The sequence below is a fragment of the Rhodanobacter sp. C06 genome (assembly GCF_002001105.1).
Taxonomy (GTDB): Bacteria; Pseudomonadota; Gammaproteobacteria; order Xanthomonadales; family Rhodanobacteraceae; genus Rhodanobacter_A.
Window position 1 is genome coordinate 21,759 of sequence record NZ_MUNP01000063.1, and the last position, 17,264, is coordinate 39,022.

Here is a 17,264-nt window from a genome sequence, read left to right on the forward strand (position 1 = left end):
GAGGCGGGGGACGGACGACCGTATCGCAAAGAACTTGCGAGTGTCAATATTTCGTAAGTCATTGCACCGTCAACTTGCGATGCGAGATCCGTGGCGACCCGCACCCGGCCATGGGGGCGCGTCGAGGGCTGCGGCCGCTAGACGCGGGGCCCGGGAAATCACTGCGGAATCCCGCCCTTCGCCCAGTCACGGGCGGGCGCGAAAGGGCCGCCAGGGCGATGCCGGCGCGAGGGAGCGCATCGGCCTAGCGCGCGCAGGAAGGACGACCCCCGTGTTCCGCGCGGAGCTGCAGCCGCCGGGTGCGGGCGGTCAATGGCGCGCCTTGCCGAACGGCATCTCCGGGTGGGCGCGGAGCGTGCGTCGATTCGGGCAGTCGGGAAGAGACGCAGGGAGCGGCGGCGCGGAGCACAAGCCCCGGGATCCCCGCGTGCGGGGATCCCGGGCCACATCCGGAGCCTGGTCGGCCGATCGAACGCTCAGGCGGGTCCTGGCGCGTGTCGCGCAGGCAGCCTCACAGGATCCCCTTCACCCCTGCTCCGAACGCCGTGATCAGGCGCGTGTAGATCAGCTTGGGCGAGATCGCCACGTCGGGGAAGTCGCCGACCGGGGTGTAGCACTCCCGGAACTTCGGATTGTCGGGGGCGAGCGGGGCGCAGCCGGGCTTGATCTCGTAGCTGGTGGCGTAGCGGAACGGCCACAGGTCGAACAGCGGCAACCGCGAGGAGAGATCGCCGATGGCCTGGCTGATGTGGCCGAGGACCGGGATGGTCGGCTCGCGCCTGGCGATGGTCCAGGCATTCTGCGGCAAGGTGTCTTCGATGATGGAGGCGCGCAGCTCGCTGGCGAAGCGCGGGTCGTGGACGATCACCGCGGCTTCGGTGTTGTAGTGGTCCGAGCGCGGGTCGAAGTTGTGCGAACCGACCATCGCGAAGCGATCGTCCACCACCATCGACTTGGCGTGCAGGCTGTAGCGGCGGCCGCTGCTGCGCAGCGGGGCGGGGCGGTTGCGCTTGCCCTGACTGCCGAACATGCCGGGGCGGCGCTCGTTGCCGGGGAAGCGCTGGCGCAGCTTGCCGGACTTGGCGGACTTGCCGGGCGCGGCGATGGGCTGGCCGGTGGGGCCGTCATCCTGGTCCTCGTTCGCTTCCTCGAACGCCTCGGCTGCGCTGTCGGCATGCGGCTTCAGTTCGTGAATCTGGAAGCCGTATTCGGTGAGGTAGCGGCGGCGGTGCTTGTAGGACAGCCCGTACACCGCGAACGCATCGGTGGCGGCCAGCGAGTTGGTGGAAATGATGATGCTGGGCGGCGGGTCTTCCCGGTGCAGGCGCTTGAAGATGTCCTGCGCGCGCTTGCTGAGCACCAGGTAAGGCGTCTGCAGCACCACCTCGTGCTTCGCGTCGGCGACCATGCGCATCAGGCGGCCGGTGAGTTCGCGCGCGCTGCGTTTGGTCGGCTCGTCGGTCTTGGCCGGCAGGTCGCTGAAGTAGTTCACCTGGCTCACGTGCAAGGTGTCGTCGCCGATCCAGGCGGCGAGCCAGTCGGGGTCTTCCGCTTCGGATTGCACACGCGCCACGCGCGCGGGATCGGTGTAGTGCGGCGCGGGCCAGCCGGGCGCCGCGCGGTCGCCGCGGATGCGCCGGTTGACGTCGCGCAGGCGGATCAGCGGCACCGAGCGCTTGTGCTGCCAGAACAGCGCGAAGCTGTCGGCCATTTCGCGGCCCACCGGGCCGCCGGCCATCACGTCGCGGTCGAGGTAGTCGAAATCGGGATCCCAGTTGAAGTAGCGGTTCTGGTAGTTGCGGCCGCCGGTGATGCCGATGGCGTCGTCCACCAGCAGCAGCTTGTTGTGCATGCGCTGGTTGAACTTCATGAAGCAGCAAACGACGCTGGCGGCGAATTCCAGCGGCGGCGTCTGCGCGTCGTGGAAGGTGGGGTTGTACAGCTTCACCTCGAGGTTGGGGCTGACCCGGGCGAGGCGGTCGAGCAGGCCGAGATCGTCGAAGGAGAACAGCTGGTCGGCGAGGATGCGCACCTTCACCCCTCGCCGTGCCGCCTGCACCAGTTCGTTGAGCATGAGCTGGCCGATGTCGTCCTCGTCCCAGATGTAGGTCTGCACGTCGATGCTGTGCTGCGCCGCGCGGATCAGGCTGATCCGCGCAGCCAGGGCGGCCTCGCTGTCGTCGAGCAGGGTGACGGTGTTGACCGGTTGCCCGGGCGTGGAGTCGGCGAGTGCCTGCTGCGCGGCTTCGAGCAGCGGCGAGGGCTTGGCACAGTGGTCGGCTTGCTGGCAGCTGTCCTCGCGGCCGGGGCTGGCGGCGACGATGGCGCCGGCCGCGCGGATCTGGGCGCGGCTGAGCGTGCAGCCTTGCAGCAGCGCGACGAGCAGCAGGACGGGAAGCAGCAGCCAGCGAGGCGACATGAACGATGGACAAGGCGAGGCGTCATGCCCCAGGCAAGTTGCTGAAGTTATCCCAAAACCCGTTCGCCCCGGGCATGGCGCCGGGGCGCGGGCATGGACGCGGATACCTCGGGGGCGCGGGGAGGCCGAAGCGCCGCGGGCCTGGAGGTGGCCGTGTTCCGGCCTCGCGGAACCGCGCTGCGCCACGTTCGGCAAGAACGGTCTTTCGGGCGATTCAGCGCGGCGACCAGAACGCATCCAGCCGCGCGCTGGCCGGCTCCAGCGGGCCGCTGCTGAGGTGCAGCACGGCCAGTCCGGCCGGCGGCATGCCGCGGAATTCGTCCGAACGGCCTTCCACCAGCAGTGCCACCAGCCGTTCGAGGCCGGGGTTGTGGCCGACCAGCAGCACGGTGCCGGCGTCGGCGTGCTGGTCGAGCAGGGCCAGCAGCTCGCCGGGGGTGGCGTCGTAGATCTCGCCGGCCTGTTGCAGCGGCGGCGGGTCGGCCAGCGCCGCCAGCGCCAGCTGCGCGGTTTCCTCGGCGCGCCGCGCGGGCGAGCACAGTGCGCGCAGCGGCCGCGCACCGTGCCGTGCCAGCCACGCGCCGGCGTCCTGCGCCTCGCGCCGGCCGTGCTCGCTCAGCGGGCGCTGGCGATCGTCGCCGCCGCCCTCGGCGGGCAGGGCTTCGGCGTGGCGCAGCAGGATCAGTTCGTGCATGAAGGACTCCGGGGATGGTGGTGGGGCGCGCTCAGGCGGCCTGGCGCTTGATCCAGCGCAGCAGCGGTTTCCAGTCCTGCTGGTGGCTGCGCACCTGCTCGGACTGGTAGTCGAAGATGCCCTTGCCCAACGCGACGAGCAGCACATAGGCCTGGCTGTCGCGCAACTGGGCGACGACGGGGAACGGCGAGGCGCTCGCGAGCTGCTCCACCGCGTCCTGGCTGGCGTGGGTCCAGGGCTTGAGCCGGTTCGCGACCAGCGCCACCGGCAGCTTGCCGCTCTTGATGCGCTTGATCGCCTGCAATGCGCCGAGGAAATGCAGCGTGGCGTCGAGGTCGAAGCTGGACGGCAGCACCGGCACCAGCAGCACGTCGGCCTGTTCGATGAAGGGTTCGAGCTCGCGCTCGCCCGAGCCGGCCGCGGTGTCGATCAGCAGTTGCTGCGTGTCCGGCGGCACGCGCTGCAGCGCCTTGCGACCGCCTTCCAGCCCCAGCACGCCGGGTACGTGGTCGGGCCGACGCGTGGCCCAGCGGTAGCTGGAGCCTTGGTGATCGGCATCCACGATGGCGGTGTGCTGCCCGGCTTGGGCCCAGTGCGACGCCAGCTGTGTCGCCAGCGTGCTCTTGCCGCATCCCCCCTTGCTGCTCGCCACCAGCGTCGTGACCATGGGTACGCCCTTGTCGCGAAAGGTGGACCAAGCCTAACCGCTGCGGCCCGTCATGGGGAGTGCGCCGGGGCCGGGGCGTCCGGCGCCGGCGGCTGCCAGCTGCCCGGCGCGGTGGTGGAAACGCCGCTGGCGCGCAGCACGGCGATCAGCTGGCTCATCTCGGTGCCGCCTCGCTTCGAAGCCGCCAGCAACTGCTGCGCCAGCGCGGGATCGTCCTGCGCGCGCAGCGCCAGCTGCGAGTAGTTCTGCACCTGCCAGATCAGGTCGCGGCGCTGCTGCCGTGCCTCCGCCTGCGCGGTCGCGTCCCCGAGCACTTCGCGCAGGTGCAGGCCCAGCGAGCGCGCCAGCGGGCTGGAACCCCATTCGAGCAGCTTGCCGAGCTTGAGGCAGTCGAGCTTGATTGCAGCGTCGTCGCCCGCGTTCTCGCACAGCTTGGCGACGATCGGCAGCGCGGGCCGCGGCTGCAGCCGGGCATTGCCCTGCACGATCAACGCCTGCACGCCGACGGGTCCGCCCGCGCCCTGCGTGGCCGGCGGCGGGGGCAACGCATCCACCACACCGGCCAGCGCCGCGAGGCTGCTGCCGGTGTAGTCGTCGTAGAGCTTGGCGGCGGCGGCCTTGGCCAGGTCCGCGCGCGCCGCATCGGACTTCATGTCGCGGGTGTCGAGGCCGAACTTGAGCAGCCACACCGCGGCGTTGTCCGGCGCCTGCTCCACCAGCTTGCGCAGCGCGCTGGCGCTCGGGCAGGCGTCGGCCTTCGCGTCGCAGTCGGCGAGGCGCACCCACTGCACGGCGGGGCCGGCATCGCCGGCCGCGGCGGCGCGGTTGATCAGCGCGTGGAAGCTGTTGGTCTTCGGCTGTCGCGGCAGCGGGCGGGCCAGCAGCGCCGCGCCCAGCAGCGGCTCCGCCGTGGCGCGCAGCGCCAGCACGCTGACCAGGTCGTGCTGGAACGCCTGCAGCGCCTGTTCGCGCGCGCTGTCGCCGGCGGCCGGTGCCGGAGCGGCTTGCTGCGCGGCCGCCGCCGCGGCGGCGGTGAGCAGCGACAGGGCGCCGGCAAGGGCGAGGCAATGCCATCCACGCATGGGGTGCTCCAGCGATCACGGGGCCGCCAGCTTAGCGGCCGGGTGTTGAGGATGCTCTGAACGATATCTGAGCCCCGGGATGCCGTGGCGGGCCTGACCGAAGGCGAGTTGCTAGGATGCCCGTTCGTTCGCGCGCCTGGCGCGCTCCCCAACACAGGGGCCGGAGGACATGCCGTGAATCATTTTTCCAGTTTCGCCGACGGCGCACCGTGGTTCGCCGGCTGGGGCACGCTGGCGCTGATCAATGCGGGTCTCGCGCAGGGCAAGAGTCGCAGTGGCTTGATCTGGTTCCTGCTCTCGCTGCCGTTCGGCCCGCTGGCGACGCTGGTGCTGGTGCTGCTGCCGAAGGTGCGGTCGAAGATGTTCTGAAGGGTGAAGCTGCTGGCCCGGGATGAACCCGGGCACCACCAGAGCGCGCTTGCTCTAAGCCGCGCTTCGGCGATTCATACGATGTCTATTTGAAGCTTTTGGCTTATTCGCCAAAAGCTTCGCGCATGAATTCCGGCTGGGCCAGCGCAGCCTTGTGGATCTCGGCGTTGTAGTACTTCGTCGGGAAGTTCTTGGCTGAAGCGCCGCGCTCGCGGAAGCCCGAGAGGTCGCCGCCCTTGCGCGCCATGGTGCAGCTCCACCAGCCGGTGGGATAGCAGGGCTGCGGGAACGGCAGCGTCTTCACCGCGCTGAAGCCGGCGGTGCGCATCGCCGAGCGCATCGACTTGATCAGCTCGAGGTGCGCCAGCGGCGATTCGCTCTGCTGCACCAGCAGGCCGCCGTGGCGCAGCGCCTTGTGGCAGCTGGCGTAGAACGCGGCGTTGAACAGGCCTTCGGCCGGACCCACCGGGTCGGTCGAGTCGACGATGACCAGGTCCAGCGAATCGGGCTCGGCTTCGGCCATGTACTTGATGCCGTCGATGAACAGCAGCTCGGCGCGCGGGTCGTGGTTCGATTCGCACAGCTCGGGAAAATACTGCTCGGCGAGGCGGGTCACGCGCTCGTCGATCTCCACCTGCACCGCGGACTCCACTTCCTCGTGCTTCAGCACCTCGCGCAGCGTGCCGCAGTCGCCGCCGCCGATGATCACCACGCGCTTGGCGCGCGCGTGGGTGAACAGCGCCGGGTGCGTCATCATCTCGTGGTAGAGGAAGTTGTCGCGCGTGGTCAGCATCACGCAGCCGTCGATCACCATCAGCTTGCCCCAGTCGGTGGTCTGGTGGATCTCGATGGTCTGGAACGGAGTCTTCTCCGCGTGCAGCAGTTGCTCGGTGCGGAAGCCGATGGAAGAGCCGGAGGCCTGGTGGGCCTCGGTGAACCAGCTGGCTTCATTCGATGTGGGCTGCTGCGACATGGGTGTACCTGGGCGTGAATGCGGGGTATTTGGCCGCCCATTGTAGCCGAGCCGTGGCGGGCGGGGTTTGGGCGGGCCGCCGGGGCCGTTACAATGGCGGCCCGGCCGCCCTCGGCGCGCCGGCAGGTGCGATCGGCCCCGCGGCGTGCGAGGCTTCCGGCCGTTCGCGCTTTTCCACGTCAAGGCTCGCCGCTGCGACGACATGCCATCCGTTTGCACAAGGAGACGCTTCATGTCGAAGCCCTGGACCGTGGCCGATGCCCGCCACACCTATGCCGTGGCCCATTGGGGCGACGGTTACGTCGATGTCGATGCCCGCGGCGAGATCGCGATGCGCCCCCGCGGCGCGCGCGGCCCCGTCTTGTCGCTGCCGGCCATCGTCGATCGCGCCCGCGCCGAGGGTCTGCGCCTGCCGCTGCTGGTGCGCTTTCCCGACATCCTCGCCGACCGCCTCGCGCGGCTGCAGGCCGCGTTCGCCAAGGCGATCGGCGAATGGAACTATGCGGGCGGCTATACCGCCATCTACCCGATCAAGGTGAACCAGCAGCGCGGCGTGGCCGGCGAACTGGTGGCCGCGGGCGCCGAGGGTTTCGGCCTGGAAGCCGGTTCGAAACCGGAATTGATGGCGGTGCTGGCGATGGCGCGGCCCGGTTCCATCGTGATCTGCAACGGCTACAAGGACCGCGAATACATCCGCCTCGCGCTGATCGGCCGCAAGCTCGGCCTGCGCGTGCACATCGTGATCGAGAAGCTGTCGGAACTCGACCACGTGTTCGCCGAAGCCAAGGCGCTGGAGGTCGAGCCGCTGCTCGGCGTGCGCGTGCGCCTGGCATCCATCGGCGCCGGCAAGTGGCAGAACACCGGCGGCGACAAGGGCAAGTTCGGGCTGTCGCCCGCGCAGGTGCTGACCCTGATCGAGCGGCTCGATGCGGCCGGCCTCAAGCACACGCTGAAGCTGCAGCACTTCCACATGGGCTCGCAGATCTCCAACGTGCGCGACATCGCCAACGGCATGCGCGAGGCCAGCCGCTACTTCGTCGAGCTCAGCCGCATGGGCGTGCCGCTGGAGATCGTCGACGTCGGCGGCGGCCTCGGCGTGGATTACGAGGGTTCGCGCTCGCGCAGCCACAACTCGATCAACTACTCGATCGAGCAGTACGCCGCCACCATCGTGCAGTCGCTGGCCGAGGCGGTGGAAGCCGAAGGGCTCAAGGCGCCACACATCCTCACCGAGGCCGGCCGCGCGATGACCGCGCACCACGCCGTGCTGGTGGTCAACGTGAGCGAGGTGGAGGAAGTGCCGGCCGGCACGATTCCGCCGGTGGCGCAGGACGAGCCCGCGGTGCTCCGCCGCCTGCGCGAGGTGCACGCCGAGCTCGACCAGCGCCCCGCGCTGGAACTGTTCCATGAAGCCCAGCATCACCTGGCCGAAGGGCAGGCGCTGTACGCGCTGGGCCAGCTCGCGCTGGTCGACCGCGCGCGGCTGGACGAGCTGTACTACGCCATCGCCAACGCGGTGCGCGCGCGCCTGTTGCCCGGCGAGCGCTCGCATCGCGCCGCGCTGGACGAGCTGGACGAGAAGCTGGTCGACAAGTACTTCGTCAACTTCTCGGTGTTCGAATCGGTGCCCGACATCTGGGCGATCGAGCAGATCTTCCCGATCGCGCCGATCGCACGGCTGGGCGAGGAGCCCACCCGGCGCGGCGTGATTGTCGACCTCACCTGCGACTCCGATGGCCGCATCGACCACTACGTCGATGCGGAGGGCGTGGACGTCTCGCTGCCACTGCATGCGCTCAAGGACGGCGAGAGCTACCGGTTGGGCATCTTCATGGTCGGCGCCTACCAGGAGACGCTCGGCGACATCCACAACCTGTTCGGCGACACCGATGCGGTGAACGTGCGCGTGGACGGCGACGGCTGGGTGTTCGCCCACCAGCGCCGCGGCGACACCACCGACCTGATGCTGGACTACGTGGGCTACGACCTCGCCGCGCTGCGCGCCAGCTACCGCGAGCGCATTGCCGCCTCCGGCATCGCGGGCGAACCGGCGGAACAGCTGTATCGCACGCTGGACGGTGGCCTCACCGCCTACACCTACCTCGCCGAGGAAGGCTGACACGTTGTTGCTTCCTCTCCCCAGGGGGAGAGGAAGCAAGCCGGTCTTGCACCCACGGCCTGATGGTTCCGTCACGCGCGCTGCCTACAATGGTGATCTCCCTCTCACGGAGTTCCCCATGGGCAGTCTCGACGGCAAGGTGGCCTTGATCACCGGCGCGGCCAGCGGCCTCGGCAAGGCGATCGCCGAGCTTTACGCGAAGCACGGCGCGAAGGTGGCGATCTGCGACATCAACCAGCAGGCGGCCGACGCCACCGCGGCGGCGATCAACGCGGCCGGCGGCAAGGCGATCGGCATCGCGATGGACGTCACCGACGAAGCGGCGGTGAACGCCGGCACCGACAAGGTGGTGGCCGCGTTCGGCGCGCTCGACATCCTGATCTCCAACGCTGGCGTGCAGATCATCAACCCGATCGACCAGTTCGCCTTCGCCGACTGGAAGAAGATGCTGGCGATCCATCTCGACGGCGGCTTCCTCGCCACGAAAGCCGCGCTGCAGCACATGTACAAGAACGACGGCACCGGCAAGAGCCGCGGCGGCATCGTGATCTACATGGGCTCGGTGCATTCACACGAGGCCTCGAAGCTGAAGGCGCCTTACGTGACCGCCAAGCACGGCCTGCTGGGCCTGGCGCGCACGCTGGCGAAGGAAGGCGCGGCGCACAACGTGCGCTCGCACGTGATCTGTCCCGGCTTCGTGCGCACGCCGCTGGTGGAGAAACAGATTCCCGAGCAGGCGAAGGAGCTGGGCATCAGCGAGGCCGACGTCATCAAGAACGTGATGCTGAAGGACACCGTCGACGGCGTGTTCACCACGGTCGAGGACATCGCGCAGACCGCGCTCTACCTCGCCACGTTCCCCAGTGCCGCGTTGACCGGGCAGAGCATCGTGGTCAGCCACGGCTGGTACATGCAGTGAGCGGCAAGGCGGATGCCGCGGCGGCGTCGCTGGCCGCGCAGGTGGCGCGTGACTATGCATGCGTGGTGCTGGTGCTGCAGGGCGGTGGCGCCCTGGGCGCCTACCAGGCCGGCGTGGTCGAGGCGCTGGAGGAAGCAAAGCTGCGCCCCGGCTGGGTCGCCGGCATCTCGATCGGCGCGTTGAACGCGGCGATCATCGCGGGTAATCCGCCGGAGCGCCGCGTCGAGCGCCTGCGCGCGTTCTGGGACACGATCTGCCGCGCCTCGCCCTGGCCGCCGCCCGCATTGCCGGCGGCCCTCGATGCCCGCCACTGGCCACTGGCGATGCAGAACGGACTCAGCGGCCTCGCCGCGTGGCGTGCCCTGGTCCAGGGCCAGCCCGGCTTCTTCCGGCCGCGCCTGCCGCCGCCGTTCCTGCAGGCGCAGGCCACGCCCGCCACCGCGAGCTGGTACGACACCACGCCCCTGCGCGCCACGCTGGAACGCCTGGTCGATTTCGACCGCGTCAACGACGCACGCGCGATGCGCGTGTCGGTGGGCGCGGTGAACGTGAAGAGCGGCAATTTCGTCTATTTCGACAACACCCGGCAGCGCCTCGGGCCCGAGCACTTCATGGCTTCCGGCGCGCTGCCGCCGGGCTTCCCCGCGGTGGAAATCGACGGCGAGTACTACTGGGATGGCGGCGTGGTTTCCAACACGCCGCTCTACCGCGTGCTCACCGAGCAGCCGCCGCGCGACATGCTGGTGTTCCAGGTCGACCTGTGGAGCGCGCGGGGCGAGTTGCCGCACGACATGCCCGGCGTGGCCGAGCGCAGCAAGGAGATCCAGTATTCCAGCCGCACCCGGCTGATGACCGAGTACATGCACGAGAGCCGCCGGCGCCAGCGCCTGCTGCAGGAAGTGCTGGCGCTGGTGCCGCCGGAACGTCGCACCGACCCGGCGTATCGCCAGGCGGAGTGCGAGGCGAACGGTGCGCTGGTCAACCTGGTCCACCTGATCTACCGCGACCGGCCCTACGAGGGCCACTACAAGGACTACGAGTTCAGCGCCGCCAGCATGCACGGCCACTGGCGCAGCGGCCTCGCCGACATGCAGCACACGCTGGCCCATCCGCAATGGCTGGCCGCGCCGCCGGCCGAGCACCCGTTCGTGACCCACGACGTGCATCGGGAGTGAGGGATCGATTGCGTTCGGGTTCGGCCTGGGCGCGGTTTTTCCGTCCGCGCCCTGGCTTCTTCCCGAACGGGCGGCTCAGTCCCGATGCACCTGCAGGCCGGCCGCCGACTGGCTCACCGGCATGATTTCCAGCCGCGTGACGTCGAGGTGCGGCGGCAGGTTGGCGATCCACCAGATCGTGTCGGCGATGTCGGCCGCGGTGATCGGGTGGGCGCCCGCGTAAAGCTGGTCGGAGGCGGCCTGGTTGCCGCCGGTGCGCACCAGGGTGAACTCGGTCTCGGCCATGCCGGGCTCGATCGAGGTCACGCGCACGCCGGTGCCATGCAGGTCCACGCGCAGGTTCTGCGAGAACTGGGTGACGAAGGCCTTGGTGCCGCCGTACACGTTGCCGCCGCGGTACGGGTAGCTGGCCGAGATCGAGCTGATGTTCACGATCGCGCCGCGGCGTTCGATCAGGCGCGGCAGCAGGGCGTGGGTCATCGTCGCCAGCGCGGTGACGTTGGTATCGATCATCTGCCGCCACTGCGCGAGATCGGCTTGCTGCGCCGGCGCGGTGCCCAGCGCGAGGCCGGCGTTGTTGACCAGCAGGTCGATGCCGGCGAACGCCGGCGGCAGCGCGTCGACGGCCGCGCGCAGCGCCGCCTCGTCGCGGATGTCGAAGGCGGCGACATGCACCTTGTCGGCACCATGTGCATCCACCAGTTGTTGCAGCCGTTCAGCGCGGCGGCCGCTGGCGATCACCCGCCAGCCACCGGCCACGAAGTGCTCCACGGTGGCGGCGCCGAAGCCCGCGGTGGCGCCGGTGATCCAGGCAGTCTTGGTCGTCATGCGCGCCAGTGTAATGGCCGGCGCGGGTCCGGGCGACCGAGCCGGTCGCCAGGACCGCATGGCACCACTCACTTGCCGGAGGCGATGTAGCTCAGCTCCGCGTTGTAGCTGTCCACGTGGGAGGACTGCTTGGCGACCGCGTCATTGATCGACTGGCGGATCGCGGCCGCATCGCTCTTGCCATACACGTTCTCGACCATCTTCCACACGTCGGGATCGGGTTCCGTGCCCACGTCCGCCCAGTTCTTGTCGGGGATCACCAGGATGAAGTCGGGGGCACCGTCGCCGGCGTCGATCATCCGGGCGAACTGGAAGTAGTGGGGCCAGTTCGACTTCGCGGCGGCGGCAGCGATCTTCTTCACCGCGGCCATGAAGGTTTCCACGGCCTGGTGGCCGGGCTTGAGCGTGAAGTACCTGACCTCGATCAGCGGCGGCGGCGGGCCCATGTCCTTGGGCTGGTGGCTCAGCTCGGGCATCGCTTGCATGAACGCGCTGATCTCGCTCTTCAGGTGCGGGTTGACGTCGGAGTGGATCACGCCGAGGCAGGCTTTCACCGCGGTGTCCATCGCGTCGAAGGTGGCCCACGGCATCGGGTCGGAGACGTAGGAGTAGCTGTAGGTGTCGCCAGTTTCGTGCGTCCAGGCCGTCCAGTTGTACTTGAAGCCGTGCTGGTGCAGGCACTGGTTGAAGTGCTTGGTGCCGGCCTCGTACGCTTGCTGGTCCGTGGGTGCGACCATGTCGGTGAAATCGCGGGCCACGCGGACATTGTCCGCCGCCTGCGCGCTGCTGCAGGCCAGCGCGAACGCCAGCGCCAGCCAGACTGTGCTGCTTTTCATGCGAACCTCCCCGGGCACGGGTCCCGTTGCGTGGATGGAACATCCCCTGCGTGTCGCTGGCATCCCCTGCGCGTCGCTGACGGACGGCGGCCAAGCATCGTGCGCGGTGCCGGCGAAGCGAGACGTGAAGGTCGCCGCGAGTGAACTTCACGCATGCTTAAGGCAACAAAAAAGGCCGCGCTGCGGGCGCGGCCTCGGGTTGCCGGGTGGCGGTAACTTAGCGGCCTTCCTTCAGCGCGATCGAGTTGATGCCGACGCCGGCGAGGCGCTGTTTGGTCGCTTCCAGTGCGCTGGCGGTGGGGAACGGCCCCAGCCGCACGCGGTGGAAGGTCTGGCCGTTGACGCTGACGGACTGCACGTTGGCCACGAAGCCCTGCATGGCGAGCTTCGCCTTCATGGTCTCCGCGTCGGCGGGATTCGGGAAGGCGCCGACCTGCAGCAGGTAGCCGCTGCCGGCCGCGGGTTTCGGCACGGCGGCGGCGGGCGCGGCCTCCACGTTCTGGGTGGCCACCGGCGGATTGCCGGGCGCCGACGGCGCCACTGGCGCGGTCGCGGGCGCGGCGTTCGCCGGCGTGTTCGCGGCGGCCTGCTGCTTCTGCTGCTCGGCCTTGGCCTGCGCGCTGATTTCGGCATCCGGGATGCGCACTTCCTTCTCCGACAGCACGGAGTAGAAGTCGAACTGCGGTTTCTTCGGCGCGCTCTCGGCGGTGCCCGGCGCCACCGCGCCGGTCTCGCTGGGGGCCTCGGCGGTGGCCTGCGGATTCGCCTGCGGGCCGGTTTTCGCGGTCATCGGCATCAGCGAGTGGCGCATCAGCACCACCACCGCCACCGCGCCGATCAGCACGCCGACCAGCGCCCAGACCCAGCCGGGAATGCCGCCGCCGCCGTTGCGTACCGCCTGCCGACCCTTGCCTTTGCGTGCTGCCATCACATGCTCTCCGGGGCGCCGAGGCCCAGCAAGTCGAGACCGTTGCGCAGAACCTGCCGGGTCGCCACCACGAGGGCGAGGCGGGCGTCGCGCAGGTCCTTGTCGTCAACCAGGAACTGGTGCGAGTTGTAGTAGGTGTGGAACGCGTTCGCCAGTTCGCGCAGCCACACGGCGAGCAGGTGCGGCTCCAGGTTCGTCGCCGCGGCTTCCACCACTTCGGGGTAGCGCGACAGCTCGGTGAGCAGGGCCTGCTCGTGCTCGTTGTCCAGCCGCGCGAGTTGCTTGAGCCCATTGTGCTGATCGAACGTGAACCCTTTCTCGCCGGCCTGGCGCAGCACCGAGCACACGCGGGCGTGGGCGTACTGGATGTAGTAGACCGGGTTGTCGTTGGTCTGCGAGCGGGCCAGGTCGATGTCGAACACCAGCTGCGAATCGCCCTTGCGCGAGATCAGGAAGTAGCGCGTGGCGTCGCGGCCCACCTCGTCGATCAGGTCGCGCAAGGTGACGTAGCTGCCGGCGCGCTTGGAGATCTTCACCTCCTCGCCGCCGCGCATCACGGTGACCATCTGGTGCAGCACGTAGTCGGGATAGCCCTGGGGAATGCCGCAATCGAGCGCCTGCAGGCCGGCCTTCACGCGGGCCAGCGAGCCGTGGTGGTCGGAGCCCAGCTCGGTGATCGCCTTCTCGTAGCCGCGCTGCCACTTCGACAAGTGATAGGCCACGTCCGGCACGAAGTAGGTGTAGGTGCCGTCGGACTTGCGCATCACGCGGTCCTTGTCGTCGCCGAAGTCGGTGGTCTTCAGCCACAGCGCGCCGCCTTCCTCGTAGGTGTGGCCGTGGGCGACCAGTTCGCGCACGGTCTCCTCCACCTTGCCGTCGGCGTACAGCGAGGACTCCAGGAAATACACGTCGAAGGCCACGCCGAAGGCCTTGAGGTCGAGATCCTGCTCGCGACGCAGGGAGGCCACGGCGAACGCGCGGATCGCGTCGATATCCTCCACGTCCTTTGCGCCGGTGACGGTGTGGCCTTCCACGGTGACACTGTCGCCAGCGAGATAGGCCTTGGCCACGTCGGCGATGTAGTCGCCGCGGTAGCCGTCCTCCGGCCAGCCGGCGTCGCCGGGGGCGAGGCCGCGCGCGCGCGCCTGCACCGAAATGCCGAGGTTGGCGATCTGCACGCCGGCGTCGTTGTAGTAGAACTCGCGCTTCACGTTCCAGCCGCTGGCTTCCAGCAGGCGGCTCAGGCAGTCCCCGATCGCCGCACCGCGGCCGTGGCCCACGTGCAAGGGGCCGGTGGGGTTCGCCGAGACGAATTCCACGCCCACCGTGCGGCCCGCGCCCAGCGCGTTGCGGCCGTAGCTGGCGCCCTGTTCGAGGATGCGGTGCACCTGCGCCTGGCTGGCGTCGGCGGCAAGGAAGAGGTTGATGAAACCGGGGCCGGCGATCTCCACCTTCACCAGCAGTTCGCTGGCCGGCAGCGCGGTGACCAGCTTTTCGGCCAGTTCGCGCGGCTTGGCGCGGGCGGCCCCTTCGATGGGCCCCAGGGCATGCTTCGCCAGCAGCATCGCGGCGTTGCAGGCGAAATCGCCGTGCTCGCGGCTGCGCGTGCGCTCGATCACGAAGCTTGGCACCACCAGGTCGGCGGGCAGGTTGCCCTGGGTTTGCAGGGCGTGGATGGCTTCGAGGACCAGTTCGTGCAGCTGGGCTTTCACGGGCGCGGCAATTCCGGGATGGAACCGGTAATCCTAGCAGACCGCTGGCTTGGGGCGGCCGCCGAGCGGTGATCGGGGCCGGCATGCTGCGACGCGGCGCGCTGCCTGTGGATAACTCTGTGGGAAAAGCGGCGCCTAGCGTGGAGGACACACCGTTGCATGCGCGGCCAGACTACGTTGCCCAAGAAAAATAATTATGAATCAGATATATAAAGACCATTCTTGAAGTCTTGGTTGCGCTGAGGGGCGCAAATGCCGGTAGCGGGCTTTTGTGCATAAGTAACGGCCGCTTGGCGGTCATCGCTGTGGCGCGGGATCGTCATCGTCCTGTCATGCGGCGCCGCCACACTGGCTGCGTGCCGGTGGCGACTCCCCTCCCCATGGCACATGGAGACGCCGCTCTCTCCTCTCCCCGAATCGGCAACCACGGCGCGGCTCATCCCGCGCCGTTTTTTGTATGTTCGTGCGCTCTTCCATGAACGCGAAGATCAAACGGGCGGCCATCCATGCCCGCACTCTTCACGAAGATGCACCAATCGCCCCGACGACTTTCTTGCGGGGTCAAATCAACCCGCGCGCGGCCATCGACACCGGCTCGCCATGGCCGATCACGAGGTGATCGAGCACACGCACCCCGACCAGTTGCAAGGCCTCGCGGAGTTCGCGGGTGATCGCGCGGTCGGCCGCGCTGGGCTCGGCCACGCCGCTGGGATGGTTGTGGGCGAAGATCACCGCGCAGGCGTTGTGCTGCAGGCAGGCGCGCACCACCTCGCGCGGATGCACGCTGGCGCCATCCACGGTGCCGCGGAACAGTTCCTCGAAGGCCAGCACGCGGTGGCGGTTGTCCAGGTACAGGCAGCCGAACACCTCGTAGGGCAGGTGGCGCAGCCGCGCGCTGAGGTAGTCGCCGCTGTCGCGCGGGTTGCCCAGCGCGGGCGCTTCGCGCAGCTGTTCGGCGAGGCTGCGCCGGGCCAGTTCCAGCGCCGCGGCGATGCGCGCGCGCTTGGCCGGGCCTAGCCCGACTGCGCGCACCGACGCGTCGGGCCGGCCGAGCAGGGCACCGAGGCTGCCCGCGTTCACCAGCAGTTCGCGGCCCAGCGCGATCGCGTCCTTGCCGCGCACGCCGCTGCCCAGCAGCACGGCCAGCAGTTCCGCGTCGGACAGCGCACCGCTGCCGCGCGCCAGCAGCTTTTCGCGGGGGCGTTCGCCTTCGGGCCAGTCGCGGATGCTCATGCCCTTCAGCGTGCCGGCGGGGATGCGATGCGGGCAGCAGTCGGGTGGCACGATTCCGGTAAGCTAACCGTCTGCCCGCACGTCAGGCCCTGCCTACATGAGTCTTGCCCAACGCCGCATCCTGCTGGGAGTGTCCGGCGGCATCGCTGCCTACAAGTCCTGCGAATTGGTTCGCCGCCTGCGCGAGCAGGGCGCCGAGGTGCGCGTGGTGATGACGGCGGGCGCCGAGCACTTCGTGGGTGCGACCACCTTCCAGGCGCTGTCCGGCCAGCCGGTGCGCAACTCGCTGTGGGACGCGAGCGCCGAGGCGGCGATGGGCCACATCGAGCTGGCGCGCTGGGCCGAACGCATCCTGATCGCGCCGGCCAGCGCGGACGTGCTCGCGAAGCTGGCGCACGGCCATGCCGACGACCTGCTCACCACGCTGTGCCTGGCCAGCGCCGCGCCGCTTTACGTGGCGCCGGCGATGAACCAGCAGATGTGGGCGCACCCGGCAGTGCAGGCGAACTTGGCTCAGCTGCGCCAGCGCGGCGTGCAGGTGCTCGGTCCGGCAGCAGGCGAACAGGCCTGCGGCGACGTGGGCTCGGGCCGCATGCTGGAACCGCACGAGTTGCGCGACACACTGGCAGCCTCGTTCGGCAGCGGCGCGCTGGCCGGGCTGAAGGTGGTGGTCAGCGCCGGCCCCACCTTCGAGGACATCGATCCGGTGCGTTTCATCGGCAACCGCAGCTCCGGGAAGATGGGTTTCGCGGTGGCGCAGGCGGCCGCCGAGGCCGGCGCGCAGGTGACCCTGATAACCGGTCCGGTGAGTCTGGCCACGCCGCCCGGCGTGGCGCGCCGCGTCGACGTGCGCAGTGCGGCGCAGATGCAGGCCGCGGTGCTCGATGCCTGCGCGCAGGCGCAGATCTACATCGGTGCGGCTGCGGTAGGCGATTACCGGCCGGCCGAGGTGGCCGAGCGAAAGCTGAAGAAGCAGGCCGGCGCCGACCTGGTGCTCAAACTGGCCGAGAACCCCGACATCCTCGGCAGCCTGTCCGCGCAGGCCGCGCACCCTTTCCTGGTGGGCTTCGCCGCCGAGACGCACGACGTGGCGCACTACGCGCAGGACAAGCTGCAGCGCAAGGGCCTGGACATGATCGCCGCGAACCGTGTCGGCGACGGGCTGGGTTTCGAGACCGCCGACAACGCGCTGGACGTGTACTGGGCCGACGGCATGCTGGCGCTGGCGCGCGCCGGCAAGGCCGAGCTGGCGCGGCAGCTGGTGACCTGCGTGGCCGAACGCTATCGCGCGGTGCGCGGGTGAGCGCGGC

15 protein-coding genes are annotated in these 17,264 nt (G+C 69.4%); 5 read left to right on the forward strand and 10 right to left on the reverse strand.

Features of this window, described 5'->3' with window-relative positions; all coding sequences use genetic code 11:
* Nucleotides 1-511: 511 nt before the first annotated feature.
* The 4 genes from B0E52_RS13775 to B0E52_RS13790 form a co-directional block, all read right to left on the reverse strand.
* Nucleotides 512-2,419, reverse strand: coding sequence for a phospholipase D family protein (locus B0E52_RS13775; protein WP_077484708.1), 1,908 nt, complete (start codon nt 2,417-2,419; stop codon nt 512-514).
* A 214-nt stretch (nt 2,420-2,633) separates the two neighbouring features.
* On the reverse strand, nt 2,634-3,113 hold the full coding sequence (locus tag B0E52_RS13780) for a histidine phosphatase family protein (RefSeq protein ID WP_077484709.1): 480 nt from the start codon (nt 3,111-3,113) through the stop codon (nt 2,634-2,636).
* A 31-nt stretch (nt 3,114-3,144) separates the two neighbouring features.
* Nucleotides 3,145-3,780, reverse strand: coding sequence for a ParA family protein (locus B0E52_RS13785; RefSeq protein WP_077484711.1), 636 nt, complete (start codon nt 3,778-3,780; stop codon nt 3,145-3,147).
* 50 nt (nt 3,781-3,830) lie between these two features.
* Nucleotides 3,831-4,862: a hypothetical protein gene (locus B0E52_RS13790; protein ID WP_077484713.1), complete on the reverse strand. Its 1,032-nt coding sequence runs from the start codon at nt 4,860-4,862 to the stop codon at nt 3,831-3,833.
* A 174-nt stretch (nt 4,863-5,036) separates the two neighbouring features.
* Here B0E52_RS13790 and B0E52_RS13795 point away from each other — a divergent pair, with 174 nt between their 5' ends.
* Nucleotides 5,037-5,231 carry an antitermination protein NusB gene (locus tag B0E52_RS13795; RefSeq protein WP_077484714.1) on the forward strand — a complete coding sequence of 65 codons (195 nt, stop codon included), beginning with the start codon at nt 5,037-5,039 and terminating at the stop codon, nt 5,229-5,231.
* Between the two features lie 103 nt (nt 5,232-5,334).
* Here B0E52_RS13795 and speE read toward each other — a convergent pair whose 3' ends face one another.
* Complete coding sequence (gene speE, locus B0E52_RS13800; protein ID WP_077484716.1) at nt 5,335-6,204, reverse strand: polyamine aminopropyltransferase; 870 nt, start codon at nt 6,202-6,204, stop codon at nt 5,335-5,337.
* Between the two features lie 232 nt (nt 6,205-6,436).
* Here speE and speA point away from each other — a divergent pair, with 232 nt between their 5' ends.
* From speA to B0E52_RS13815, 3 genes are all read left to right on the forward strand, one after another.
* Nucleotides 6,437-8,323 carry an arginine decarboxylase gene (gene speA, locus B0E52_RS13805; protein ID WP_077484718.1) on the forward strand — a complete coding sequence of 629 codons (1,887 nt, stop codon included), beginning with the start codon at nt 6,437-6,439 and terminating at the stop codon, nt 8,321-8,323.
* A gap of 118 nt (nt 8,324-8,441) precedes the next feature.
* Nucleotides 8,442-9,242, forward strand: coding sequence for a 3-hydroxybutyrate dehydrogenase (locus B0E52_RS13810; RefSeq protein WP_077484719.1), 801 nt, complete (start codon nt 8,442-8,444; stop codon nt 9,240-9,242).
* Nucleotides 9,239-10,417: a patatin-like phospholipase family protein gene (locus B0E52_RS13815; protein ID WP_217316697.1), complete on the forward strand. Its 1,179-nt coding sequence runs from the start codon at nt 9,239-9,241 to the stop codon at nt 10,415-10,417. The genes B0E52_RS13810 and B0E52_RS13815 overlap by 4 nt, the downstream gene beginning before the upstream one ends.
* A gap of 75 nt (nt 10,418-10,492) precedes the next feature.
* Here B0E52_RS13815 and B0E52_RS13820 read toward each other — a convergent pair whose 3' ends face one another.
* The 5 genes from B0E52_RS13820 to radC form a co-directional block, all read right to left on the reverse strand.
* Nucleotides 10,493-11,245 carry an SDR family NAD(P)-dependent oxidoreductase gene (locus tag B0E52_RS13820; protein WP_077484722.1) on the reverse strand — a complete coding sequence of 251 codons (753 nt, stop codon included), beginning with the start codon at nt 11,243-11,245 and terminating at the stop codon, nt 10,493-10,495.
* 68 nt (nt 11,246-11,313) lie between these two features.
* Nucleotides 11,314-12,081, reverse strand: a complete 768-nt coding sequence (locus B0E52_RS13825) for a hypothetical protein (protein ID WP_077484724.1) — start codon at nt 12,079-12,081, stop codon at nt 11,314-11,316.
* 217 nt (nt 12,082-12,298) lie between these two features.
* Nucleotides 12,299-13,009 carry an SPOR domain-containing protein gene (locus B0E52_RS13830; RefSeq protein WP_077484725.1) on the reverse strand — a complete coding sequence of 237 codons (711 nt, stop codon included), beginning with the start codon at nt 13,007-13,009 and terminating at the stop codon, nt 12,299-12,301.
* Nucleotides 13,009-14,721 carry an arginine--tRNA ligase gene (argS, locus tag B0E52_RS13835; protein WP_077484727.1) on the reverse strand — a complete coding sequence of 571 codons (1,713 nt, stop codon included), beginning with the start codon at nt 14,719-14,721 and terminating at the stop codon, nt 13,009-13,011. Before argS ends, B0E52_RS13830 begins: the two co-directional genes overlap by 1 nt.
* 561 nt (nt 14,722-15,282) lie before the next feature.
* Entirely contained in the window at nt 15,283-15,954 is a 672-nt protein-coding gene (gene radC / locus B0E52_RS13840) for a DNA repair protein RadC (RefSeq protein WP_077484728.1), read from the reverse strand.
* Nucleotides 15,955-16,051: 97 nt separating this feature from the next.
* Between radC and coaBC the strand changes: the two genes are divergently transcribed.
* On the forward strand, nt 16,052-17,257 hold the full coding sequence (coaBC, locus tag B0E52_RS13845) for a bifunctional phosphopantothenoylcysteine decarboxylase/phosphopantothenate--cysteine ligase CoaBC (RefSeq protein ID WP_077484730.1): 1,206 nt from the start codon (nt 16,052-16,054) through the stop codon (nt 17,255-17,257).
* Nucleotides 17,258-17,264 lie beyond the last annotated feature (7 nt).

Excerpts from the sequence above, each read along its gene's own strand:
- B0E52_RS13775 (WP_077484708.1), bottom strand. The coding sequence starts at position 2,419 with ATGTCGCCTCGCTGGCTGCTGCTTCCCGTCCTGCTGCTCGTCGCGCTG.
- B0E52_RS13780 (WP_077484709.1), bottom strand. The coding sequence starts at position 3,113 with ATGCACGAACTGATCCTGCTGCGCCACGCCGAAGCCCTGCCCGCCGAG.
- B0E52_RS13785 (WP_077484711.1), bottom strand. The coding sequence starts at position 3,780 with ATGGTCACGACGCTGGTGGCGAGCAGCAAGGGGGGATGCGGCAAGAGC.
- B0E52_RS13790 (WP_077484713.1), bottom strand. The coding sequence starts at position 4,862 with ATGCGTGGATGGCATTGCCTCGCCCTTGCCGGCGCCCTGTCGCTGCTC.
- speE (WP_077484716.1), bottom strand. The coding sequence starts at position 6,204 with ATGTCGCAGCAGCCCACATCGAATGAAGCCAGCTGGTTCACCGAGGCC.
- speA (WP_077484718.1), top strand. The coding sequence starts at position 6,437 with ATGTCGAAGCCCTGGACCGTGGCCGATGCCCGCCACACCTATGCCGTG.
- B0E52_RS13810 (WP_077484719.1), top strand. The coding sequence starts at position 8,442 with ATGGGCAGTCTCGACGGCAAGGTGGCCTTGATCACCGGCGCGGCCAGC.
- B0E52_RS13820 (WP_077484722.1), bottom strand. The coding sequence starts at position 11,245 with ATGACGACCAAGACTGCCTGGATCACCGGCGCCACCGCGGGCTTCGGC.
- B0E52_RS13825 (WP_077484724.1), bottom strand. The coding sequence starts at position 12,081 with ATGAAAAGCAGCACAGTCTGGCTGGCGCTGGCGTTCGCGCTGGCCTGC.
- B0E52_RS13830 (WP_077484725.1), bottom strand. The coding sequence starts at position 13,009 with ATGGCAGCACGCAAAGGCAAGGGTCGGCAGGCGGTACGCAACGGCGGC.
- radC (WP_077484728.1), bottom strand. The coding sequence starts at position 15,954 with ATGAGCATCCGCGACTGGCCCGAAGGCGAACGCCCCCGCGAAAAGCTG.
- coaBC (WP_077484730.1), top strand. The coding sequence starts at position 16,052 with ATGAGTCTTGCCCAACGCCGCATCCTGCTGGGAGTGTCCGGCGGCATC.